Annotated in this window: 17 protein-coding genes; 10 read left to right on the plus strand and 7 right to left on the minus strand. The window is 57.9% G+C overall.

The genetic code is table 11. The features are described from left to right. Positions 1–67: 67 nt before the first annotated feature. The 3 genes from DU506_RS06130 to DU506_RS06140 are packed head-to-tail and all read left to right on the plus strand — an operon-like array spanning position 68 to position 3,094. Positions 68–823, plus strand: a complete 756-nt coding sequence (locus tag DU506_RS06130) for a methyltransferase domain-containing protein (RefSeq protein WP_220254306.1) — start codon at positions 68–70, stop codon at positions 821–823. Beyond that, complete coding sequence (locus tag DU506_RS06135) at positions 810–2,000, plus strand: NAD(P)/FAD-dependent oxidoreductase (protein ID WP_114486055.1); 1,191 nt, start codon at positions 810–812, stop codon at positions 1,998–2,000. Before DU506_RS06130 ends, DU506_RS06135 begins: the two co-directional genes overlap by 14 nt. Next, on the plus strand, positions 1,997–3,094 hold the full coding sequence (locus tag DU506_RS06140) for a type III polyketide synthase (protein WP_114486056.1): 1,098 nt from the start codon (positions 1,997–1,999) through the stop codon (positions 3,092–3,094). The genes DU506_RS06135 and DU506_RS06140 overlap by 4 nt, the downstream gene beginning before the upstream one ends. A gap of 129 nt (positions 3,095–3,223) precedes the next feature. Here the strand turns inward: DU506_RS06140 and DU506_RS06145 are convergent, their stop codons facing one another. Next, on the minus strand, positions 3,224–4,564 hold the full coding sequence (locus DU506_RS06145; RefSeq protein WP_114486057.1) for an ATP-binding protein: 1,341 nt from the start codon (positions 4,562–4,564) through the stop codon (positions 3,224–3,226). Beyond that, complete coding sequence (locus DU506_RS06150; RefSeq protein ID WP_114486058.1) at positions 4,551–5,216, minus strand: response regulator transcription factor; 666 nt, start codon at positions 5,214–5,216, stop codon at positions 4,551–4,553. Before DU506_RS06150 ends, DU506_RS06145 begins: the two co-directional genes overlap by 14 nt. Before the next feature lie 203 nt (positions 5,217–5,419). On the opposite strand from DU506_RS06150, the gene DU506_RS06155 reads away from it, so the two are divergent. The 3 genes from DU506_RS06155 (at position 5,420) to DU506_RS06165 (ending at position 8,484) form a co-directional block, all read left to right on the plus strand. Next, a complete protein-coding gene (locus DU506_RS06155) occupies positions 5,420–5,947 on the plus strand; it encodes a cupredoxin domain-containing protein (RefSeq protein ID WP_114486059.1) in 528 nt (175 codons plus the stop codon). Positions 5,948–6,037: 90 nt separating this feature from the next. Then, complete coding sequence (locus DU506_RS06160) at positions 6,038–7,738, plus strand: copper resistance system multicopper oxidase (protein WP_114486060.1); 1,701 nt, start codon at positions 6,038–6,040, stop codon at positions 7,736–7,738. Next, a complete protein-coding gene (locus tag DU506_RS06165) occupies positions 7,735–8,484 on the plus strand; it encodes a copper resistance protein B (RefSeq protein WP_114486061.1) in 750 nt (249 codons plus the stop codon). The genes DU506_RS06160 and DU506_RS06165 overlap by 4 nt, the downstream gene beginning before the upstream one ends. A gap of 111 nt (positions 8,485–8,595) precedes the next feature. On the opposite strand, the gene DU506_RS06170 is transcribed toward DU506_RS06165, so the two are convergent. Together DU506_RS06170 and DU506_RS06175 are read right to left on the minus strand one after the other, a co-directional pair. Continuing rightward, the gene (locus DU506_RS06170) at positions 8,596–9,846 is read right to left on the minus strand and encodes a ribonucleotide-diphosphate reductase subunit beta (RefSeq protein WP_114486062.1); all 1,251 of its coding nucleotides are present in this window, start codon (positions 9,844–9,846) and stop codon (positions 8,596–8,598) included. 38 nt (positions 9,847–9,884) lie between these two features. Further along, positions 9,885–12,776, minus strand: a complete 2,892-nt coding sequence (locus DU506_RS06175) for a ribonucleoside-diphosphate reductase subunit alpha (RefSeq protein WP_235825457.1) — start codon at positions 12,774–12,776, stop codon at positions 9,885–9,887. 304 nt (positions 12,777–13,080) lie between these two features. Here DU506_RS06175 and DU506_RS06180 point away from each other — a divergent pair, with 304 nt between their 5' ends. Continuing rightward, positions 13,081–13,839, plus strand: coding sequence for a winged helix-turn-helix domain-containing protein (locus DU506_RS06180; protein WP_114486064.1), 759 nt, complete (start codon positions 13,081–13,083; stop codon positions 13,837–13,839). Between the two features lie 3 nt (positions 13,840–13,842). Continuing rightward, complete coding sequence (locus DU506_RS06185) at positions 13,843–15,435, plus strand: ATP-binding protein (RefSeq protein WP_114486065.1); 1,593 nt, start codon at positions 13,843–13,845, stop codon at positions 15,433–15,435. Between the two features lie 6 nt (positions 15,436–15,441). Here DU506_RS06185 and DU506_RS06190 read toward each other — a convergent pair whose 3' ends face one another. After that, on the minus strand, positions 15,442–16,356 hold the full coding sequence (locus DU506_RS06190) for a LysR family transcriptional regulator (RefSeq protein WP_114486066.1): 915 nt from the start codon (positions 16,354–16,356) through the stop codon (positions 15,442–15,444). A 100-nt stretch (positions 16,357–16,456) separates the two neighbouring features. Here DU506_RS06190 and metE point away from each other — a divergent pair, with 100 nt between their 5' ends. Beyond that, positions 16,457–18,754, plus strand: coding sequence for a 5-methyltetrahydropteroyltriglutamate--homocysteine S-methyltransferase (gene metE / locus DU506_RS06195; RefSeq protein WP_114486067.1), 2,298 nt, complete (start codon positions 16,457–16,459; stop codon positions 18,752–18,754). 67 nt (positions 18,755–18,821) lie between these two features. On the opposite strand, the gene ppk1 is transcribed toward metE, so the two are convergent. After that, positions 18,822–21,077 (minus strand): polyphosphate kinase 1, encoded by a 2,256-nt coding sequence (ppk1, locus tag DU506_RS06200; protein WP_114486068.1) that lies wholly within the window; start codon positions 21,075–21,077, stop codon positions 18,822–18,824. Between the two features lie 145 nt (positions 21,078–21,222). Next, a complete protein-coding gene (gene hemB / locus DU506_RS06205; protein ID WP_114486069.1) occupies positions 21,223–22,236 on the minus strand; it encodes a porphobilinogen synthase in 1,014 nt (337 codons plus the stop codon). A 184-nt stretch (positions 22,237–22,420) separates the two neighbouring features. Here hemB and elbB point away from each other — a divergent pair, with 184 nt between their 5' ends. Next, complete coding sequence (gene elbB, locus DU506_RS06210) at positions 22,421–23,080, plus strand: isoprenoid biosynthesis glyoxalase ElbB (protein ID WP_114486070.1); 660 nt, start codon at positions 22,421–22,423, stop codon at positions 23,078–23,080. Positions 23,081–23,087 lie beyond the last annotated feature (7 nt).

Below are 23,087 nucleotides of genomic sequence, written 5' to 3' on the forward strand. Positions count from 1 at the left end.
AGGGTGTTACCGGACTACCGTGAGCGCAGAGATCAAGCGCTTGACCCCTGGCGGGGAGCTTACGATAGTGAATGCAGTTTCTTTCACCACGGGCGCTTGGACCATGCTCATGTCGCTTACCCATCGTCAGCTTGAAGGCGAACTGATGGACGACCCGGCGCTGGATCGAAAGGCGCATCAGGCAGCGCTAAACGGTCTGCGCCGCATCAATGCTGCAAGCCGAACGGCAGCGGCGTTATGGCCTCGAATTGCACGCATTGCCAAGGCCCGGCGGCTTTCCAGCCTTTCGGTTCTGGATGTTGCCACCGGCGGGGGAGATGTGGCCATTGCCTTGGCACGTCGTGCCCGTGACGCCGGTCTGCGCCTGCGTATCGAGGCCTGTGATATAAGTCCCACGGCTCTCCACTTCGCTCAGCATCAGGCCGCTCATGAAAAGGTAGAGGTGAGTTTTTTCCCTCTCGATGTGCTTGAAGACCCCTTGCCCGCTCGCTATGACATCGTCACTTCAACGCTTTTTCTGCATCATCTCAGCGATGCCCAGATTACCGCTCTGCTAGAAAAACTGGCAGCGCAGACTGATCACCTGCTTGTCAGTGACTTGATCCGTAACCACACAGGCTATGGCCTGGCCTACGTGGGTACTCGCCTGCTTTCGGCCTCGAAAATCGTCCACGTGGATGCAATGCGGTCGGTGCGCGCGGCACTGACGGTGGCCGAGGCACGGCGGCTGGCAAATCAGGCGGGGCTTCAAGGCGTGCGATTCGAGCGCCATTGGCCGAGCCGTTTCATGCTGTCCTGGTCGCGTCACCATGACGCTTCATGACCTGTCACGCGACTGGGATGTGGTCGTCGTGGGGGCGGGCGTCGCTGGAAGTGTCACGGCTTATCGGCTGGCGCGGCGCGGTTTCAGCGTCTTGCTGGTTGAAAAATCTGCTTGGCCGCGCGCCAAGGTTTGTGGTGGCTGTCTCAATGCGGCCTCGCTGCAAGCATTGCATGAGGCGGGCCTGGAAGATGTGGTCAGTAGCGTTCCGGTTTACTCTCAACTCCGCCTGGCCAGCGGCAAGAGGCAGGCAGTGCTGGAGTTGCCTGTTGGGCGGGCCCTCAGCCGACGTATCTTGGATGCCCGACTTGTGGAGCACGCCATCGATGCCGGCACCTGTTTTCTGCCTGAAACCCATGCAGTGCTGGAAAATACGCAAGATGCCGATGCCGATGCCAAGGCCTTCAGTCGCGAGTGGCGCCCTGTGGTGCTGGCTAACGGCACTGATCGAGTAACGCTCAAAGCCCGGTTGGTCATCGGGGCTGACGGTTTGGGTAGCCGGCTGTTGCATGGCGATAGCCCGAAAGTAATGCATGTCGATGTAGATAAAACTTCACGCATCGGGCTAGGTACCACCCTTGACAATGCGCCGGACTTTTACCATCCGGGCACGATACATATGGCCTGTGGGCGGCATGGTTACGTTGGTCTGGTACGTGTCGAGGAAGGGCGACTCAGTGTCGGTGCCGCCCTCGATCCAGCCTGGGTAAAGCAGTGCGGGGGGGCGAGCTTCGCCGTGGCACAGCTGTTACAAACCTCGGGTTTTGCGCTGTTCGATTCGCTTTACGAGGCGAACTGGCAGGGCACACCCCGCATGAAGCGCTCGCATCCTTGCCTTGGTGGCGAACGCCTATTGTTAGTAGGAGACGCGGCCGGCTACGTGGAGCCTTTCACCGGTGAAGGCATGGGCTGGGCACTGGCGAGTGCCGCCGCCGTTGAGCCCCTGGCGCTTGACGCTATCCAGCAGTGGCAACCTGGCCTGGTCAGGCAATGGACGGCACGGCATGCCCGGATAATCGGCAAACGCCAACGCACCTGCCGGAGGGTATCGGTCTTGCTGCGCCATCCCCGTCTGATGGCGACATTATTGCCGCTGGTAAACGCCGTGCCGACGCTGGCTGCGCCGTTAACGATAGGGCTCAATCGTCGCTACCGATTCAGCTCCAAGGAGAGGAAATGAAAACGCCACAGGCAAGCCTTATGGGGGTCGGTGTCGCCTCGCCCAGAGGCGGGTTAGGGCAGGATGCTGCAATCGAACTCGCCCTGCAGCGCTGTACCAGTGATGAACGCCAGCAGGCTTGGCTTAGGCGCGTCTATCGGCATACCCGAGTGCAACGTCGCGGCAGTGTCTTGCTGCGCCCTGGAGAAGGCGCCGAAGGGTTCGAGAATTTCTTTCCCCCTCCGCTATCGGCGCAGGATCGCGGGCCCACCACCGCCACCCGGCTGCAACGTTATGCGAAGGAAGCAGGCCCACTGGCGGAGCGGGCTTGTCGCGAGGCTCTGCGCAATAGCCAAGTCGAACCTCATGAGATCACCCATCTGGTGACGGTAACCTGCACCGGCTTGGTGGCGCCGGGACTCGATAGCGAACTTCCTGAGCGTCTGGGGCTATCAGCGGATATCGGGCGCTTGAACCTGGGTTTCATGGGCTGTCATGGCGCTCTCAATGGCATGCGCGCAGCAAGTGGATTGGTCAGGGAGCTTCCAGAGGCGCGGGTACTGCTTTGCTGTGTCGAACTATGCAGCTTGCATTTTCAGTATGGCTGGGACCCGCAGAAAATCGTCGCCAACGGCCTGTTTGCGGATGGCGCCGGAGCGGCGATTCTGGGGCCGGCTGATAGCCAGGCGCAAGGGTGGCAATTGATCGAGGCACAGAGTCGTATTGCACAACATTCAAGCAATGCCATGACATGGAGCGTCGGCGATCATGGTTTTGAAATGACGCTATCGAGCGAGGTGCCGAAATTGATTCGTGCCTCGCTGGGGGAATGGATGCAGAGCTGGCTGGCGCGACATGACATGAGCGTCAGGGACGTGGCCCACTGGGCGATCCACCCGGGAGGGCCGGATATACTGCAAGCGGTAACCCAAGCATTGTCATTGCCGGAGCAGGCCGACGCTGTTTCCCGGGAGGTATTGGCTGAACATGGCAATATGTCGTCGCCTACGGTGTTGTTCGTGCTTGAACGCCTGCGAGCCCAGGCGGCGTGCGGCCCCTGCGTAATGCTGGGTTTCGGGCCGGGGTTGGCATTTGAGGGAGTGCTTCTGGCTTAGCGAACCCTGCATCGTTGATACCATGAGCCTCAACCAGGGGGCGTCTTGTAGTGGCCGGGAGTAATTAACTCATTAACGCAGCTAGCCTGATGGTCCTCGCCTCGATATTCGTGCATGGAAACCAGTGCCTCAGGCAGGAGGTCGAATTGCGATCTGCACCTTTAATCCATTTGAGATACTTCTTGAAAAGTCCGCTTGCCCCTCATAGCGCTGAACTATGTCGTAAACGATTGCCAGACCCAGGCCATGGCCCGGCGTCTGCTCGTCGAGCCTCAACCCTCTTTTGCCTAATTTACCTATGGCGTCTTCAGCTACGCCGGGGCCATCGTCGCTAACGACAATCTGCATTTGCTTGCGATCCTCCTTCAAGGAAAGTTCGACGCATCGAGAGGACCACTTTCCAGCATTATCGAGAAGATTGCCGAGTATTTCGTTCAGGTCATGCTCTTCAATGGGCCAACGGTGCTCGTCTGTGAGTTCAGTTGATAACTCGAAAGACTTTTCAGGGTACAAACGGCCTAGCATCCACAAAAGGTCTCTGGCTTGTTTTACTGGGTAGGTACTTTTCCCCAGCTGTGGGCCCGCGAATCGACTACGTCGCATTTCCGCTTCAAGCTGCTTGTCGATATCACCAAGTCGCGATCCCATTTCGTGTCTCAGGCGGTTATCGAGCGGACGGCTGGTATCTTCGAGGATCTGTCTAACCGCCGCGATTGGGGTCTTGACGCTGTGAGAGAGGTTTGCCACCGCCTCCCGGGAACGTTCGAGTCGTTGATCGAGAGAATCGAGGAGCTGATTGAGCTGTTGCACGAGGGGGCGGAACTCCTCTGGAGCCTGGACGTTGATCCGTGATATTTCACCGCCCTGCAGCTTGTTGAGGGCAGCCTGAAGCGATACAACGGGCCGCATTGACAGGGTGATAACCACCCAAATGACTCCAACGAGCAAAAGAATCAGCAAGATAGATACGATAGCCGTCCAGGCATGCAATTCTGCCTGACTGTTTTGCAACGCCCCCATGTCTTCCGAAACGATAACCACCATGGGGGTGTCGTTAACGAAAAACGATCTGCGATAGGCGAGAATATCCGAGGGCGCACTGGGTACATTCGCATCGCGTACTCTGAGAGTTCCCTGTCGATCGGATTGCAGCAAGGGAGCCAGCAGAGGATGCCAGGATTGCGGCGAAATCACCGTTTGAGAGGGTGAGTGAATGGCGAAGGCATGATGAAACACTTCCTGGAAGTAATCACCTGTCTGGAGCGTGTCTATTCTGCCGCCGGATTGACGAATCTGATGCTCAAGGAAGGCCACTTCATCCTTTAGCCGGCTCTCGACGAACTCTCGGGACATCCTGTCCAGCAATAACCCCTGGACAAGCCATGCGAGCCCCATCAGAACGATGCTGGCCGGCAACAACAGGGCCAGAAGCGTTCCCTTGACGGACGCCGGCTTTCTAAGCGGCATCATTGAACAAGTACCCCTGACCACGGCGTGTGGCGATGGTATTGACACCCACCAGTTTTCTCAGGCGGCGGATATAGGCTTCGATGACGTTTTCACTCGGGTTGTCGTTGAGGTTGTAAAGTTGCTCCATGAGCTGTTCCTTGGAAAAAACATGCCCAGGGCGGCTCATGAGACATCGAAGCAAGCGGAATTCGGTGCCGGTCAAACTGTGCTCAGTACCATCTGCCATTTTTAAGCTTTGCCGGTTCTCGTCGAGCTCAAAGCCTCCGGCCTTTAACGTGGACTGCACGCGCCCCTCGCTTCGGCGCACGATGGCATTCAGCCTGGCAATCAGTTCTTCCGTCTGAAATGGTTTGGCAAGGTAGTCGTCTGCGCCGGCCTTCAGGCCGTTTACTTTGTCTTGCCAGTCTCCCCGCGCCGTCAGGATCAATACCGGAAAGTTGGCGTTGCTCATGCGCCATTTTCGCAGCACATCCAGGCCATTTCCGTCTGGCAGTCCTAGATCCAGAACGCCGGCCCTGTAGTCTTCTTGCTCACCCAGAATCATTGCTTCTCTGGCAGTGCGGGTGGTGTCCACGCTGAAACCGGCTTTCTCAAGTTGGCTGGCAAGCCCGTCGGCTAACAGGCGGTCATCTTCTACCAGCAGTAATCGCATTTATCGTTTCCTTCTCTGGGTCAAAGCAGGCTGTGGCAGTGTCGCTGAGTAATCTGAATTCAGCCTGAACAGCAAATATATCGGCATTTTCAGAAAGAATTCAGGTTAATGCGCCATGGTAGCGATCGTTCTAATCGAATGCCCAGGTTGCCGGACAAGCCCGCAAAGGGTTTAACACAAGCCATATCACAGGAGACGTTTTGATGAACGCATCAAAATTCATAGTTGCTGCAGTGGCCATGTCGATTTCAGTAACAGCGCTAGGGGCTGGTGGGCATGAAGATGGGCAAGCTGCGAAGAACGGTGAGCCGGCTAAGGCATCGGAAGCCGATCGAACTATTACTGTCGAGATGCATGACAACTACTACGAACCTGAGGTTATTGACGTCAAACAGGGAGAAACCGTGCGTTTTGTGGTGGAGAACAAGGGCAGTCTGGTGCACGAATTCAATATCGGCACGCCCGCCATGCACGAAGCTCACCAGGAGGAAATGGAGATGATGGTTGAGCATGGTGTTATCCAGGGCGGCAAGCTGAACCACGACATGATGGAGATGGATATGGGCAACGGCCATTCCATGAAGCATGACGATCCGAACAGTGTGTTGCTAGAGCCGGGTCAGAGCAAGGAGATCGTCTGGACGTTTTCGGAAAAGGGCAATCTTGAATTCGCCTGCAACGTACCCGGGCACTACCAGGCCGGCATGTACGGCGATATGAATTTCAACTGATCCGGAGGTCGTGCCTCTGAACTATTCGGGTACCGGGCGGCTCAAGCTCGGCACCCTGCAAGTGGTAAGTGCATAACGGAGTAGAACATCATGAAAGCACGCCTTTTGGCAGGTGCCCTTAGCATGCTATTGCCGGTGGTTGGATTGGCCGGCGAATACGACCTGACGGTCGATCGGATCAAGATTGACACCGGAGATTTCGTAAAAGAAGGCATCGGGTACAACGGAAAATCGCCCGGCCCGGAGTTGCGCTTCAAGGAAGGCGAAGAAGTCACCATCAACGTGACGAATAACCTTGATGAAATGACATCAATTCACTGGCACGGCCTGATCCTCCCGTTCGAGCAAGATGGGGTGCCGGGGATCAGCTTTCCCGGTATCCAGCCGGGCGAAACGTTTACCTACAACTTCCCGGTTGTCCAGGCCGGAACCTACTGGTTCCACAGCCATTCCGGCTTTCAGGAGCCAGACGGTGCCTTTGGCGCCATTGTGATTGAGCCTGAGGGAAGAGAGCCCTTCCGGTACGATCGCGACTACGTCGTACAGCTGACGGACAAACATCCCCACGCCGGTGACCGCATCATGCGGAATCTGAAAACCACACCGGATTACTACAACCGCCAGCAACAGACAGTGGGAGAGTTCTTTTCAGAGGTGTCTGAACAGGGTTTCATGAACACCGTAAAAGATCGCCTGGCCTGGGGCGATATGCGCATGATGAAGGCGGATGTCGAGGATGTTCAAGGCTTTACCGGCATGATTAATGGCAAGGGTCCAAAACAGAACTGGACCGGCGTGTTCAAGCCTGGTGAACGTATTCGTCTGAGGTTCATCAACTCTTCCGCCATGACGTATTTTGACGTGCGTATTCCCGGTCTGGATATGACCGTTGTTCAGGCGGACGGCAACAACGTCCAGCCGGTCAATGTGGACGAATTCCGGATTGGTGTCGCTGAAACCTACGATGTGATTGTGCGTCCCCAAGATGCACAGGCGTACACTATTTTCGCCGAATCCATGGGCCGTTCAGGGTTTGCCAGGGCAACGCTTGCGCCGGAAGAAGGAATGCAAGCACCCGTTCCGCCCATGCGTGACCCCGCTCGTCTGACCATGGCCGACATGGCGGGAATGCCGGGAATGGATCATGGCGGTATGGACCACTCCACTATGTCGGACATGGATCATTCCAGCATGGCAGGAATGGATAGCTCCTCTATGCCGGGAATGGATCATGGCGACATGATGGAAAATGAAGGTGAAGTCAGTGCCCCATTCTATGCAAAAGGCAGTGGTATCGCCCCAACGGCAGCCAACGGTGGCAAGTTCCTTTCGTACGCGGACCTGAAAGCCCAGAAACCGCTCTATGAAGACCGGGAGCCAACTCGGGAAATCGAGCTCCGCCTGACGGGCAATATGGAGCGCTACACCTGGAGCATCAATGGCGTCAAATACGAGGATGCGGACCCCATCCGGCTGCAGTACGGCGAGCGCGTTCGCTTCAAGTTTGTCAATGAAACCATGATGACGCACCCGATGCACCTCCACGGTATGTGGTCAATTCTCGATGTGGGCGCGGGAGAATGGAATCCCATCAAGCACACGGTCAGCGTTCAGCCGGGCACCACCCTGTATATGGAAACCGAGGTCGATGCACCCGGACAATGGGCTTTCCATTGCCACCTCTCGTATCACGCCGCCGCAGGAATGTTCCGAAAAGTGATTGTCGAGGGCGGACCCGAGACTTCCCAGCCCAGTACAGACGCCGCGACCGACCTTGGAGGTGATGCATGAGCCGTATCAAATCGTTAGTGGCAGCGGGCTTGTTGGGCAGCGTGTTCATCCCCGCGGTGGTGTCGGCTCAGGAGATGCCGTCTGACACCACGGATCGAAAAAAGCCCCTCGCCATAGGGGGGGCGCAGTTTGAAGAATTCGAGTACCGCTATAGTGATGATGACGAAGAGTTAGCAGTCTGGAATGCAGATATCTTTTATGGCACCGACGACCTGAAGGTTCGCTGGCTGAGCAAGGGCGAGTATGCCATAGAGGAACAGGCTTATGAGGGACTTGAAAACCAGCTGGTGGGACAGGTTCCTATCTCCAAGTTCTTCGACGCCAAGGCCGGTGTCAGGTTCGATACTCCAGAGGGGCCTGACCGGACTTATGCGGTGTTGGGTATTGCGGGCCTTGCTCCCCAGTGGTTTGAGGTCGATACGAATTTGTATGTGAACAAGCAGGGGGACACATCCGCCGAGTTGGATGCGGAGTACGAGTTGCTGCTCACGAACTACTGGATACTCTCGGCTAATCTCGATGCCACGGTTGCATTCAGCGAAGACCGGGAAATTGGGATCGGCAAGGGGCTGGTTTCCACCGAAACCGGCCTCAGATTGAGCTACGACCTGATAGACCGTTCTGTCTCTCCCTATGTTGGGGTGGTTCATGAACGCAAGTATGGAGATACGGCAGATTTCGCCGAAGCCGATGGCGGCGGGACGGAGGACTGGTTCGCCGTTATTGGAGCGAAGCTCTCTTTCTAATCTTCAGAGCGGGCCCTGTATTTTGCTAGCAGAAAAGGGCCCCTCGCTATCAGGAAGGTAGCCTGATGTTAGCAGGGGCGCCTTATTTTACGATGCGTCTTGCGGTGTCGTTCAATCCCAGCTCAGCGCGCCACCCACCTGATATTCGGTGACGCGGGTCTCGAAGAAGTTCTTTTCCTTGCGCAGGTCGATGATCTCGCTCATCCAGGGGAAAGGATTCTTGGCGCCGGGGAATTGCTCCTGCAAGCCGATCTGCGCCAGGCGACGGTTGCAGATGAAGTGCAGGTATTCCTCCATGATCGCTGCGTTCATGCCCAGTACACCGCGGGGCATGGTATCGCGGGCGTAGGCGATCTCGAGTTCGGTGCCTTCGAGAATCATCTGTGTGACTTCATCCTGGAATGCCGGCGTCCAGAGATGGGGGTTCTCGATCTTGATCTGGTTGATCATGTCGACGCCGAAATTCAGATGCATGGATTCGTCACGCAGGATGTACTGGAACTGCTCGGCCACGCCGGTCATCTTGTTGCGCCGCCCCATGGAGAGAATCTGGCTGAAGCCGCAGTAGAAGAAGATGCCTTCGGTGACGCAGTAGAAGGCCACCAGGTTGCGCAGCAGTTCCTGGTCGGTCTCCGGGGTGCCGGTTTGAAAGTCCGGGCGTGAAAGCGACTGGGTGTGCTTAAGGCTCCAGGCGGATTTGGCGGCCACCGAGGGCACTTCGCGGTACATGTTGAACACCGCGCCTTCATCCATGCCCAGCGACTCCACGCAATACTGGTACGCATGGGTGTGAATGGCTTCCTCGAAGGCCTGGCGCAGCAAATACTGGCGGCATTCAGGGTTGGTGATCAGGCGATACAGCGCCAGCACCAGGTTATTGGCCACCAGCGAATCCGCCGTGGAAAAGTAGCCCAGCGAGCGCTCGACGATGCGACGCTCGTCGGCGGTCAGGCCGTCCTGGCTCTTCCACAGGGCGATGTCCGCGTTCATGTTCACTTCCTGGGGCATCCAGTGGTTGGCGCTGCCATCCAGGTATTTCTGCCAGGCCCACTCGTACTTGAACGGTACCAACTGGTTCAGGTCGACGCGGGCATTGATCATCTGCTTGTCGTCAACTTCGATGCGCGCGGCACCCATTTCCAGCTCTTCCAGGCCGGCGGCGACATCCAATTGTTCAAGCGACTGGCGAGCGCGCTGCAGGCGGTCGTTCTCCACCGGGCGGTAATCGCTTTTCAGCTCACCGGCATCGGCTTCAAAAGGCGCTGTCGGGGCGGCGGGAACCGGCTTGGGTGCCTGCTTGGGTTCTGACATCGTTTCGGCGACGGCCTGGTCGTCCTCATGGAATTCATCCCAGTTCAGCATGTGGCTCTCCTGTCATGTGAATCTCTTGTATAGGGGCGTTATTGGCAGGCTTCGCAGCCCAGTTCATCGATATCGCTTGCCGACGGCGGGCGCTGGCCACCCTTGCCGTTCAGGAAGTCATCGACCCCCCGCGGTTCTTGAACGCTGGAAGATTCGGGTACGGCGGTTGGCGCGGAGCCGTTACTCACGGCGTTCAGGGTGCCGCGTTCGACGGTGGATTTTTCCACCGAGGTGGCACCAAGGGCGCGCAGGTAGTAGGTGGTCTTGAGGCCGCGAAACCACGCCATGCGATAGGTGACATCGAGTTTCTTGCCCGAAACGCCCTTGATATAGAGATTCAGTGATTGGGCCTGGTCGATCCATTTCTGGCGCCGCGAGGCGGCTTCTACCAACCATTTGGGCTCGATCTCGAAGGCCGTGGCGTACTTGGCCTTGAGGTCGTCCGGCACGCGCTCGATGGGTTGAACGCTGCCATCGTAGTACTTGAGGTCGTTGATCATCACTTCGTCCCACAGGCCGCGAGCCTTGAGATCATCCACCATAGGGGCGTTGACCACGGTGAACTCGCCGGACAGGTTGGATTTGACGAACAGGTTCTGATAGGTCGGTTCGATGGACTGCGTCACGCCGCAGATGTTGGAGATCGTCGCGGTGGGGGCGATCGCCATCACATTGGAATTGCGCATGCCCTGGTGGGTGACCTTCTCACGCAGGCGCTGCCAATCCTGAGTGGTGCTGGTGTCGACCTCGATATAGCTTTCGCCGCGTTCGAGCTTAAGCTTTTCGATGGAATCGATGGGCAGTACGCCCTGGCTCCACAGCGAGCCCTCGAAGCTTGAGTACTTACCGCGTTCGGCAGCAAGATCCGAGGAGGCTTCGATGGCGTGATAGCTGACCAATTCCATGGAACGGTCGGCGAATTCCACCGCCTGTTGACTGGCGTAGGCGATGTCCTGGGCGTAGAGCGCATCCTGAAATCCCATGATGCCGAGCCCCACCGGGCGATGCTTGAAATTGGCATTACGCGCCTGATCCACGGCGTAGTAATTGATGTCGATGACGTTATCCAGCATGCGCACGGCGGTACGTACGGTCTTGCTGAGTTTGGCGCTATCCAGCCTGCCTTCCCGGATATGCCGGGCCAGGTTGATCGAGCCCAGGTTGCATACCGCGATCTCATCGATGCTGGTGTTGAGCGTGATCTCGGTGCAAAGGTTCGATGAGTGAACCACGCCGGCGTGTTGCTGCGGGCTTCTCAGGTTGCAGGGGTCCTTGAAGGTGATCCAGGGGTGCCCGGTCTCGAACAGCATCGAGAGCATCTTGCGCCACAGATCCTTGGCCTTGACTCGCTTGAATAACCTGAGCTGGCCGTCATGGGTCATCGCTTCGTATTCTTCGTAGCGCTTCTCGAAAGCGGCGCCGTAAAGCTCGTGCAGGTCCGGGCAGGTGGAGGGCGAAAACAACGTCCAGTCGCCATCGTCGAACACCCGCTTCATGAACAGGTCGGGTACCCAGTTGGCGGTATTCATGTCATGGGTGCGGCGACGGTCGTCGCCGGTGTTCTTGCGCAGTTCGAGAAATTCCTCGATGTCTAGGTGCCAGGTTTCCAGGTAGGCGCATACCGCCCCCTTGCGCTTACCTCCCTGATTCACTGCCACCGCTGTATCGTTGACCACCTTGAGAAACGGCACCACGCCCTGGGACTTGCCGTTGGTGCCCTTGATCCAGGCGCCCAGGGCGCGTACCGGCGTCCAGTCGTTGCCGAGCCCGCCCGCCCATTTGGAGAGCATGGCGTTGTCGCGGATAGCGCTATAGATCCCGTTTAGATCGTCCGGCACGGTGGTCAGGTAACAGCTGGAAAGCTGGCTGCGTACGGTGCCGGCGTTGAACAGGGTCGGCGTGGAGGCCATGTAATCGAAGCTGGAAAGCAGCTCGTAGAATTCGATGGCCCGCGCTTCGCGATCGTCTTCGTTGAGCGCCAACCCCATGGCCACTCGCATGAAAAGTATCTGGGGAAGCTCGTAACGAATATCGTCATGGTGGAGGAAGTAACGGTCGTAAAGTGTCTGCAGGCTCAGGTAAGTAAAGGCGAGGTCGCGGCGGTGATCCAGTGCCGCGCCCAGGCGGTCGAGGTCGAATTCGGCCAGGCGAGGGTCGAGCTGCTCGAATTCAATGCCCTTGTTTACATACGCTTGAAACGCCAGGGAGTAGAGCTCCGCCATTTCCGAGTAAGTGGCTTCGTCGGCGACGCCCAGGAAAGACAGGGCTTCGCGGCGCAGGTTATCCTGGAGCAGGCGGGCGGTGACGTAGCTGTAGTTGGGCTCTTTTTCGACCAGGGTGCGGGCGGTCATCATCAGCGCCTGGGAAACCCCATCGACGGTGACGCCGTCATAGAGGTTTTTCAACGCGGCCTGGACAATGGCGTCGGCGTCGACATTGGCCAGGTCGGTACAGGCATCGGTTACCAGCGTTTCGATACGGCCCAGGTCCAGCGGGCGGGTGCCGCCATCGCGTAGCATCACATTCAAATCGGGATGCGGCTTGGCGATTGTCGCTTCATGGGTGGCGCGCGCCCGGGCATGTTCTTCACGGTAAAGTACATAGGCGCGGGCGACTTTCTGCTCACCGGCGCGCATCAGGGCCAGCTCGACCTGGTCCTGAATATCCTCGATATGCAGCGTGCCGCCATCGGGCATACGGCGTAGAAAAGCCTGTTGAATGGTTTGCGTTGCCTGAGGGACAAACTCTCGAACCCGGGAGGAAGCCGCGGCGTCGTCACCTTCCACGGCGATGAACGCCTTGTGCATGGCAACGGAAATCTTGTCGACATTGAAGGGGGCGACACCGCCTTCACGCTTGATGACACGCAGGTTTTGCGGCGCGGTGACGGCAATGCCGGCGGCGGTAGAGGGATACAAATCATCGGACATGATGGGAAATTCCATGAGGCCAGGTTTTGCCGGACGGCTAAAAAAGCAGCTTGATAGAAGTGAAGGCTTCTGCTAAAGCACACTATGTGGTGTTTGTTTATTAAAAAAACACAAGATAGTGTGTTTCATCTCGGTATTCAAGTCCTGGGCCGGCAGTGCCAGGCTTACCCATGGGAAGTGTGAAAATGCAGCCTAAGGCAAGGCGTACCGGTTGTTTTAAGGTATCCTTGTAACAAGTTATGACCTTGGCATGCACAATGGGCATGTGAAATAAAAAATTAGCCCAATGGAGTGAAAAAAACGGATGGTGGATCACTTGGAACAACAATTTCAGGCGCTGGGAACGCAAGAGTCTGTAGTGCCTGACTATCCCGATCAGGACCACATCCTGATCATTGAAGATGACCAGCGTCTGGCCGAGTTGACCCGTGACTATCTCCAAGCCAATGGTTTTCAGGTCACCCTGGAAGCCGATGGCAGCAAGGGAGTGGATCGCATACTGACCTTGCAGCCGGATCTGGTGATTCTGGACTTGATGCTGCCAGGAGAAGACGGCCTTTCCGTCTGTCGCCGGGTGCGTCCCAACTACGCTGGGCCGATCATGATGCTGACTGCTCGCACCGATGATCTCGATCAGGTGCTGGGGCTGGAAATGGGCGCCGATGACTATGTGCCCAAGCCGGTTCAGCCCCGCGTGCTGCTGGCCCGAATGCGGGCACTGCTGCGGCGTGCCGATGCGCCGGCGCCGGGCGGTGAAATGCGCTTGAAATTCGAGAATCTGGAAATCGACAACGCTACTCGCGAAGCCTGGCTTCAGGGTGAGCGAATTGATTTGACCAGCGCTGAGTTCGACCTGCTGTGGCTATTGGCGCGCAATGCCGGGCGCGTTCTGACTCGTGAGGAGATTTTCAGCGAGTTGCGTGGTATCAAATACGACGGTCAGGACCGTTCGATCGATGTACGGGTTTCGCGTATTCGCCCCAAGATCGGTGACGACCCCAACCAGCCACACCGGATCAAGACCGTGCGCAGTAAAGGGTACCTGTTCGTCAAGGATAGCTAATTGATGCGGCGCTTGTTGTCCCATGGCACTTTCCTGCGTTTTTATGTGTTGCTCGGGTTGGCGCTGTTGATGCTGTTTCTCCTGGCATTGTCAGGGCGAATGTTGATCGAACAGGTTCGTAACGAAGAGCGCCGGGAACAGCTGGTGGCGTTGCCCATGTCGTTGTTGGCAGAAGCGCTCGCCAAGGAGCCCGAGGCATCTCGGGAAAGGGCGTTGACTGAGTATGCCCAGCAAGTAGGCATGGACTTGGCGTTGCTTCCAATCGAGGAAGTCGGCGATCGGTACTTCGCCAGCGCACGTCTCGCACGCGGGCAGGTATTGGTCATCAATGGTTCAGACGCCTGGGAGCTACAACAACAGTTGCCTGACATGCCCTGGGTGCTTCAAGCCGAGTTGCCAGACTGGAGCGAACGCCAGTGGCAGGGCGTGATGCGCTTGCTGGGTGACTGGTTGGTGGGTATCAGGCCGTCCCAACGGGTCGAGTACCTGGCAACCCTGGAGCAGGGCGCATGGCCGCTGACGTTGCTGTCGGCACCGCCCGCAGACATAACCCCGGCTCAGCAGACACAGCTGGAGCAAGGCCAGGTAGTCATACAGCTAGTCTCGCATACGCTGGACGCCAAGTTGTTGTATCGCCTGCCGGGAGAGACGCAGTGGTTACAGGCCGGGCCGGTCATCCATCAGGAGTTGCTGCCGCTGAAGCTGCATATGGCCTTGTTGCTCGGCTTGATGGTGGTGCTGGCACTGATCATCTACCTGATCATGCGCAGTATCGAAACCCGTATGTCGCGGTTGGAACTGGCCGCCACCCGCATCGCCAGCGGACGTCTGGAAACCCGGGTGAAGGTGGAAAGCGGCGATTTTCTAGGCCGCCTGGGAATGGCGTTCAATGGTATGGCTACTCAGGTGCAATCCTTGTTACGTGGTCAGCAGGAAATGATTCGCGCTGTCTCGCATGAATTGCGCACCCCGGTGGCACGTATCCGTTTTGCCGTCCAGATGGTCGAGGACATGACCGAGGAGCCGGCGATTCGGCGCCAACTGCAAGGCATCGATGGCGACATTTCCGAACTTGACGATCTGGTCGACGAGATTCTCACCTATGCCCGTCTGGGCAGCGAGTCGATCAACGGCGCGGAAATGGAAACCGCACTGATAGACTGCGGGGCGATGGCCGAGCGAGTCATCGAGACGCTTTCACCCTTGCACGAGAACTTGTCGCTGCAGCTGGTGCACGATGACGATGTCGAATTGAGTGTGGAACCACGTTACTTGCAGCGCGCCTTGCAGAATCTGGTCAGCAATGCCTGCCGCTATGCCCGGTCGCGAGTGGTTATCCGGTTATATGACGAGCCTCACCTGGTACGTATCGATGTTGAAGATGACGGCCCCGGTGTCCCTGAGGAGGCGCGTGCCGAGATATTCAAGCCGTTTGCCCGGCTTGATGACAGCCGGGCGCGCAGCTCCGGGGGATACGGGCTGGGGCTCTCGATCGTGGAGAAAATCATGGCCTGGCACGGGGGCAGCGTGACCGTGGATCAAAGTCCCGAGTTGCAAGGTGCCCGCTTTACGCTGTTGCTTCCCCGCCGTGAATGATACGGCTCAGGCCGGTTTGATACCTTCGAGTACCGCAAACGAGGTTTCTCGGGCGGTACGCAGAAAATCCTCCATCCAGGGTGCTTTTCGATTTTCTTCGCGCAACGCCGCGTACAGCGTTCCCCATACGCCCTCGCGCCCCAGGCGCACCGCACTCACGTAATTGCGTTCCAGATACTCGGTCAATGCCCAGCTGGGCAAGGCGCAGACCCCCCGTCCACTGGCCACCAGTTGCATCATCATGATGGTCAACTCAGCGGTACGTATCTCTTTGGGACGTACGCCGGCGGGATCGAGAAACTGCGTAAACACATCCAGCCGTGAGTGCTCCACCGGATAAGTGATCAAGGTTTCCTCTCGCAGGTCTTGGGCGGTCACGAATGGCTTTGCCGCAAGCGAATGCTGACGCGCCACCGCCAGTAAACCCTCATAGCGAAACAAGGGCTCATAGTGCACCCCGGCAATCGGTTGGGGGTCTGCGGTGATCACCAGGTCGAGTTGTTCCCGGGCAAGGGCCGGCAAAGGGTCGAAGTGGTGGCCACTGGGAATGTCGATTTCCACTTCCGGCCAATGGTCACGAAAATGATCCACGGTGGGCATTAGCCATTGAAAACAGCTGTGGCACTCGATGGCCATATGCAACCGCCCCTGCTCGGTGCCCGCCAGACGTGCCAGATCCCGCTCGGCCATGCGTACCTGAGGCAATACCTGATCGCCCAGGGCGAGCAAGCGCAGCCCCGCACGGGTAAATTCCACTGGCCGCGTCTTGCGCACGAAGAGCGTGCTTTCCAGACGAGCTTCCAGATCCTTGAGTTGATGCGAAAGCGCGGATTGGGTGAGATGCACGCGGTCGGCGGCTTCCACCAGGGAGCCGGTTTCCCGCAGGGCGGCCAGGGTTCTCAGGTGACGTAACTCGATCATAAGTGAATTTTATTCATGGTAGTCATTAGTAAGTTTAGTTTGATTCACAGTGGGGCGGCTTGCAGACTGTGTGAAATTATTCACGTTGGAAGGTTTCATCATGACAGTTTCTCATATTCTGGGCTATCCACGCATTGGCGCGCAGCGCGAATTGAAAAAAGCCACGGAAGCCTACTGGAAAGGCGATCAGGATCACGAGGCCCTGGAAAATGTCGGACGTGACTTGCGTGCCCGCCACTGGGCGGCCCAACGCCAGGCCGGGCTGGATTGGGTCAGCGTAGGTGATTTCGCTTTCTACGATCAGGTGCTGAATGTTTCCGCCTTGCTGGGGGCGGTGCCGGAGCGCTTTGCCGCTCAGCAAGAACTGGCCGCGGGCGACGTTAGCCTGGATACCACCTTTCGCATGGCGCGCGGTCGGGCACCCAGCGGTACCCCGGCGGCGGCTTGCGAAATGACCAAGTATTTCGATACCAACTATCACTACCTGGTCCCCGAGCTGCATGAACATCAGCGCTTTCAGTTGGCGTCCACTCGCTTGTTCGATGAGGTGGACGAGGCGCACCAGGCCGGACATTCGGTGAAGGTGACCTTGACCGGGCCACTGACCTGGTTGTGGCTGGGTAAGGAAAAAGGTCAGACATTTGACCGTTTGTCGCTGCTGGAAGAGGTGGTCGAGGTTTACGGCGAGGTGCTCAATCGCTTGGCGGTACAGGGGGTGGAATGGGTGCAGCTCGATGAACCCGCCCTGGTGCAGGATCTCCCCCTGGTCTGGCAACAAGCTTATGAACGTGCCTATCACCGCCTCCAGACGGCACCGCTCAAACTGATGGTGGCCACTTACTTTGGCAGCTTGGGCGATAATCTGTCGCTTGCGACGCGCCTGCCGGTGGCCGGGTTGCATGTCGATGCGATGCGGGCAGCGGATGAACTTACCCATGTGATCGATCGTCTCGGCCCGCATCAAGTGCTCTCGGTGGGGCTGGTGGATGGACGTAATATCTGGCGAGCGGACCTGGCGGCTTTGCGGGAACGCTTCATGCCGGTAAAGGTACGCCTGGGCAATCGCCTATGGCTGGCCCCGAGCTGTTCGCTGTTGCATGTGCCGGTGGACCTCGAACTTGAAAGCGACCTGGATAATCAGCTGAAAAGCTGGCTGGCGTTTGCCCGGCAGAAACTCGATGAAGTGGTCAGCCTTTCTCGTTTGCTGGACAACCGGGCTACCGCCGAGGATGAGGCGCGCCTGGACGCAGTCACCCGCGCCCTGGATGAACGACGCGACTCCGAGCGGACCTGCCGCAAGACGGTAAGAGCCCGCTTGGCGGCCATACAGCTTGCCGATAGCGCGCGCAGCAGCGCCTATACCCAACGCGCCCTGGCTCAGCGGCGCAAACTTGATCTACCCCTGTTTCCCACCACCACCATCGGCTCCTTTCCGCAAACCCAGGACATCCGTGCGGCACGCCGGGCGTTCAAGGCAAAGACCCTGGAGCGTGAGGCTTATGAAGCGCGCATGCGTGAGGAAATCGCCTATAGCGTCGCACGTCAGGAAGCCTTGGGGCTGGATATACCGGTACATGGCGAAGCCGAACGTAACGACATGGTCGAGTATTTCGGCGAACAGCTCGAGGGGTTCGCCTTTACCCGATTCGGCTGGGTACAAAGCTACGGCTCACGCTGCGTCAAACCGCCGGTAATTTATGGGGATGTCAGCCGTCCTGCACCCATGACGGTGCGTTGGAGTGAATACGCCCAGACACTGACCGACAAACCCATGAAAGGCATGCTTACCGGGCCGGTGACGATTCTGCAGTGGTCCTTCGTGCGCGACGACCAGCCCCGCGAGACCACCTGCCGTCAGATTGCGCTGGCGTTACGCGATGAGGTGGTGGACCTTGAACGTGCGGGCATCAGCATCATTCAGATTGATGAACCGGCCTTGCGCGAAGGGCTGCCGCTGCGCCAGGGGCAATGGCAGGCTTACCTGAATTGGGCAGTGGAATGCTTCAAGTTGAGCGCCTCCGGGGTGCGCGACGAGACCCAGATCCATACGCATATGTGTTATTCGGAATTCAACGACATTATCGGGGCGATTGTCGCACTGGACGCCGATGTAATCACCATCGAAACCTCGCGTTCGGACATGGAGCTACTGGCGGCCTTTCAGGACTTCGCCTATCCCAACGAGATTGGCCCCGGTGTCTACGATATCCACACCCCCAATATTCCCGAGGTAGCCTGGATGGTGCAGTTGATGGAAAAGGCGCTGGAGAAGATTCCTACCGAGCGGCTGTGGGTCAATCCTGATTGCGGGTTGAAAACCCGTCACTGGGAAGAAGTCGAACCGGCCCTGGCCAATATGGTGGAAGCTGCGAAAGTTCTGCGCAAACGTTACGCCTGACTATCAGCTCCAGGCTCTTAGCCCCTGACTATCAGTCCCTGGCCAGCAGTGCCAGGGGCTGAGTAGATCAACTTTTCGAAGCATAAGCGTAAAGCAGCGTTTCCTGAGCACTGATGGGGGCGCTGCCGTTCGGGCACTGAAGCTCATATTGCCCGTCGGGTTGCAGCCGCCAGCTCTGGCAGTTGTCCACCAAATAGGTTTCCAGGTCCTTGCGCACCCGGGTGGCGATTTTCTTTTCCAGCAGGGGAAAGCAGGTTTCCACCCGGTGAAACATGTTGCGCGCCATCAGGTCGGCGCTCGAGCACCAGATTTCCGGCTCGCCATCGTTATGAAAATGAAAGACGCGGGTGTGCTCCAGAAAGCGCCCGATAATCGAGCGTACCCGTATGTTGTCCGAGATGCCCGGCACCCCAGGGCGTAGGCAGCACATGCCGCGAATGATCAGGTCGCACTCGACCCCCGCCTGAGACGCCCGGTAAAGCGCTCGGATCAGTTTGGGCTCGGTCAGGGAGTTGCACTTGATGATGATGTGAGCGCGCTTACCTTGCTGGGCGTGCTGTGCTTCGCGCTCGATCATTTCCACCAATCGCTCGTGCAGAGTGAAAGGTGCATGCAGCAGAGTATCGATACGCCTTGCCTTGCCCATGCCGGAGAGCTGCTGAAAGACCTTGTGAACATCGCTACACAGCCTGGGATTGGCGGTGAGCAGACTGTAGTCGGTATACAGCTTGGCAGTCTTGGAATGATAGTTGCCGGTGCCCAGGTGGGCATAGTGGCGCAGCTTGCCTTTTTCACGTCGTACGATATGCAGCATCTTGGCATGGGTCTTGTAGGCCATGATGCCGTAAATCACGATGGCGCCGGCTTCCTGCAGCCGAGAGGCGAGTACCAGGTTGTCGGCTTCATCGAAACGGGCACGAAGCTCGATCACCACCGTGACTTCCTTGCCCAGGCTTGCGGCATCCACCAGGGCACTGACAATCGGAGATTCGGCGCCGGTACGGTATAGCGTCTGCTTGATGGCGAGCACGTTCGGATCACGCGCCGCCTCGCGCAGCAGGTCTTCGATCGGCGTGAACGACTGAAAGGGGTGGTGCAACAGGATATCGTGCTTGGCGATGGCCTGGAACAAGCTGCCGCTCTTGAGCGAATTGGGAATACTGGGAGTGAAGGGGCGATAGACCAGATCCGGCCTGTCGACGTCTCCCAGCACCGCCATCATGCGGGTCAGGTTGACCGGGCCTTCAACGAGGTACAGATCGTCCGGCCCCAGTTCGAATTGCGTCAGCAGAAAGTCGATCAAGTCGGCCGGGCAGTTTTCCGCCACTTCCAGGCGTACCCCATTGCCATAGCGACGCGCGAGCAATTCACCGCGTAGCGCCGAGGCCAGGTCGGAGACTTCTTCGGGGTCGACACTCATGTCGGCATTGCGCGTCAGTCGGAACTGATAGCAACCGCACACGCTCATGCCGGGAAACAGCTCATCAGCGTGGGCGTGGATCATCGAAGACAAGAAGACGTATTCGGAGAAGCCTTCTTCGCAAAGAGACTTGGGCAGGGCTATCAAGCGGGGCAGTGAGCGTGGGGCGGGAAGGATCGCCATGCCCCCGGCGCGCCCGAAGGCATCCTTGCCTTCCAGCCTGACGATGAAATTCAGACTCTTGTTGACCAGGCGGGGAAACGGGTGCGAAGGATCCAGCCCGATAGGGCTGATCACCGGCATGATTTCGTTATCGAAGAACTCGCGGACCCAGGCCTTTTGCTCTTTTGTCCATTGATCGCGTCGTCGAAAGCGTAGTCCCTGGGTTTCCAGCTGCGGTAGCAAGGTGTCGTTGAGTATCTGGTACTGGCGGATAATCTGTTGATGGGCGATTTGCGAGATTTCCGCGAGTACCGCCTTGGGTAGCCTGCCGTCCGCGCCGGTGGTGTCATCGCCTAAAGCGACTTGATGCTTGAGCCCGGCCACCCTGATTTCAAAGAACTCGTCCATGTTGGAGGAGAAAATCAACAGGAACATCAAGCGATTGAGCAGGGGATGCGACTCATCGAGGGCCTGTTCGAGCACTCGAATGTTGAATTTCAGATGGGAAAGCTCACGATTGAAATACAGCAACGGATCGTCGAGGTCGGTTTCCGGCACGGGGTGGCGCGTCTGCACGCCGGTGGGGGTGCGATTGAGGCGCAAGGGTGCCGCCTCGCTTGCGGTGTCGCTGCTCTCGTTCTGGGAGGCATTCTCGTTCTTAAAGACACCTTCGTTTTTAAAAATTTCGTTCTTAAAAACAGTGTGCTCCCACTGGGAACCATCAATGGCTGGGTCTTGCATGTATGCGCTCCCGATCACGCCCAGGCAGCTTTGGGGGCGAATATTGGTGAATATGCGTCGAGGTTAATCGACGAGGATGACAACCAGATGACAGAACTGTCATCACAGGCCCCATGCTTATCCGGTGCGACCATCTAGCCTAGGCCTACCCTTGAGGTTGCATGTAACGGGCTGCCTCCAGGGCGAAATAGGTCAAGATACCGTCGGCACCGGCACGCTTGAAGCACATCAACGATTCCATGATCACCGGTTTGGCTTCCAGCCAACCGTTGTCGAACGCCGCACGGTGCATGGCGTACTCGCCGCTGACCTGATAAGCGAAAGTGGGCACCTTGAGTTCGTCCTTCACCCGGCGAACCACATCCAGATAAGGCATGCCGGGCTTGACCATCACCATGTCAGCGCCTTCGGCCAGGTCCAGGGCGACTTCATGCAGGGCTTCATCGCTGTTAGCCGGGTCCATCTGGTAGGTGCGCTTGTCGGCCTTGCCCAGATTGGCTGCCGAGCCCACCGCATCACGAAAAGGCCCGTAATAATGCGAAGCATACTTGGCGCTGTAGGCCATGATGCGCACATTGTGGAGGTGTTCCTGTTCGAGTACCTGGCGAATGGCGCCAATGCGCCCATCCATCATGTCCGAGGGTGCCACCACGTCGGCGCCGGCCTCGGCGTGGGACAACGCTTGCTTGAGCAAGGTGTCGACGGTGCGGTCGTTCTGGACATAGCCCTGCTCATCGATAATGCCGTCCTGGCCATGGCTCGTGTAGGGGTCAAGCGCCACATCGGTAATGATACCCAGTTCCGGCAAGGCGGCTTTCAACGCCCGCACGCTGCGCTGTACCAGCCCATTGGCGTTATAGGCTTCTTCCGCCAGGTCGCTTTTATGTTCCGCGGTAACCACCGGAAACAATGCCAGGGCGGGAATGCCCAGTTGGTAGGCCTCGCGTGCCTGCTCGATCAAAAGATCCAGTGACAAGCGTTCCACCCCGGGCATCGAGGCGACCGCTTCACGTTGGTTTTCGCCTTCCAGCACGAAAACCGGCAGGATCAGGTCGCTGGGTGTCAGGGTGGCTTCCCGCATCAGGCGACGGGAAAAATCATCGCGGCGCATGCGACGCATGCGTAGCGCAGGAAAATGGCGAGGGCTGGGCGTGTTCAAGGCGTTTCTCCAGACAATAACGAAAAGCTGACCGCCAGTGGTGCCGGCGAAAATATTCCCTGAGTATATCAGGCGTGCTATCCGGCGAAAGCCGCCTTGTGGCCGGAGAAGAGACTCACTAAAGTGGATGCTTGATTTATTCAGCATTGCCCATGGCGGCGACACCCAGATGAGGAAATAAAAAATGACCAAACAGGTGGCAGTGATCCTGGCAGGCTGTGGTGTGTTCGACGGCTCGGAAATTTATGAAACCACCTTGACGCTGCTGCGTCTGGACCAGCTGGGGATCGGTTATCGTTGCTTCGCCCCGGATATCGAGCAGCACGAGGTAGTCAATCATCTTACCCAGGCACCGGAAGAAGGCGAAAGCCGCAATGTATTGAAAGAAGCCGCACGCCTGGCCCGTGGTGAGATCAGCGAACTTGGCGAACTCCAGGCCGATGATTTCGACGCGGTGATCGTCCCCGGCGGTTTCGGGGTGGCCAAGAACCTCTCCGACTTTGCCCAGGCTGGCGACAACATGCAGGTGCTCGAGGCGCTCAAGGAAGCGCTGGCGGGCTTTCGTGAAGATTCCAAGCCGATCGGCCTGATGTGCATCTCGCCGGTGTTGGTGCCGCGTTTGCTGGGCGATGGTATTGCGGTAACCGTGGGCAACGATCCGGGCGTTTCCGGTGCCATCAGTGCCATGGGGGGGCTGCACCGTAGTTGTGGCGTGGAAGACATCGTCGTGGACCGCGAACACCGGGTGGTAACCACGCCGGCCTATATGCTGGCGACGCGAATCAGTGAGGCGGCTACCGGAATCTTCAAGCTCGTGGATCGTATCGACGAAATGCTGGCCTGATAGCCTG

It is taken from the genome of Vreelandella rituensis (genome assembly GCF_003336665.1).
In the GTDB taxonomy this organism is placed as follows: domain Bacteria; phylum Pseudomonadota; class Gammaproteobacteria; order Pseudomonadales; family Halomonadaceae; genus Vreelandella; species Vreelandella rituensis.

Bases quoted from the DNA above. Each gene is read 5' to 3' on its own strand.
- DU506_RS06135 (WP_114486055.1), top strand. From the start codon at position 810: ATGACGCTTCATGACCTGTCACGCGACTGGGATGTGGTCGTCGTGGGG.
- DU506_RS06140 (WP_114486056.1), top strand. From the start codon at position 1,997: ATGAAAACGCCACAGGCAAGCCTTATGGGGGTCGGTGTCGCCTCGCCC.
- DU506_RS06145 (WP_114486057.1), bottom strand. From the start codon at position 4,564: ATGATGCCGCTTAGAAAGCCGGCGTCCGTCAAGGGAACGCTTCTGGCC.
- DU506_RS06150 (WP_114486058.1), bottom strand. From the start codon at position 5,216: ATGCGATTACTGCTGGTAGAAGATGACCGCCTGTTAGCCGACGGGCTT.
- DU506_RS06155 (WP_114486059.1), top strand. From the start codon at position 5,420: ATGAACGCATCAAAATTCATAGTTGCTGCAGTGGCCATGTCGATTTCA.
- DU506_RS06160 (WP_114486060.1), top strand. From the start codon at position 6,038: ATGAAAGCACGCCTTTTGGCAGGTGCCCTTAGCATGCTATTGCCGGTG.
- DU506_RS06165 (WP_114486061.1), top strand. From the start codon at position 7,735: ATGAGCCGTATCAAATCGTTAGTGGCAGCGGGCTTGTTGGGCAGCGTG.
- DU506_RS06170 (WP_114486062.1), bottom strand. From the start codon at position 9,846: ATGCTGAACTGGGATGAATTCCATGAGGACGACCAGGCCGTCGCCGAA.
- DU506_RS06175 (WP_235825457.1), bottom strand. From the start codon at position 12,776: ATGTCCGATGATTTGTATCCCTCTACCGCCGCCGGCATTGCCGTCACC.
- DU506_RS06180 (WP_114486064.1), top strand. From the start codon at position 13,081: ATGGTGGATCACTTGGAACAACAATTTCAGGCGCTGGGAACGCAAGAG.
- DU506_RS06185 (WP_114486065.1), top strand. From the start codon at position 13,843: ATGCGGCGCTTGTTGTCCCATGGCACTTTCCTGCGTTTTTATGTGTTG.
- DU506_RS06190 (WP_114486066.1), bottom strand. From the start codon at position 16,356: ATGATCGAGTTACGTCACCTGAGAACCCTGGCCGCCCTGCGGGAAACC.
- metE (WP_114486067.1), top strand. From the start codon at position 16,457: ATGACAGTTTCTCATATTCTGGGCTATCCACGCATTGGCGCGCAGCGC.
- ppk1 (WP_114486068.1), bottom strand. From the start codon at position 21,077: ATGCAAGACCCAGCCATTGATGGTTCCCAGTGGGAGCACACTGTTTTT.
- elbB (WP_114486070.1), top strand. From the start codon at position 22,421: ATGACCAAACAGGTGGCAGTGATCCTGGCAGGCTGTGGTGTGTTCGAC.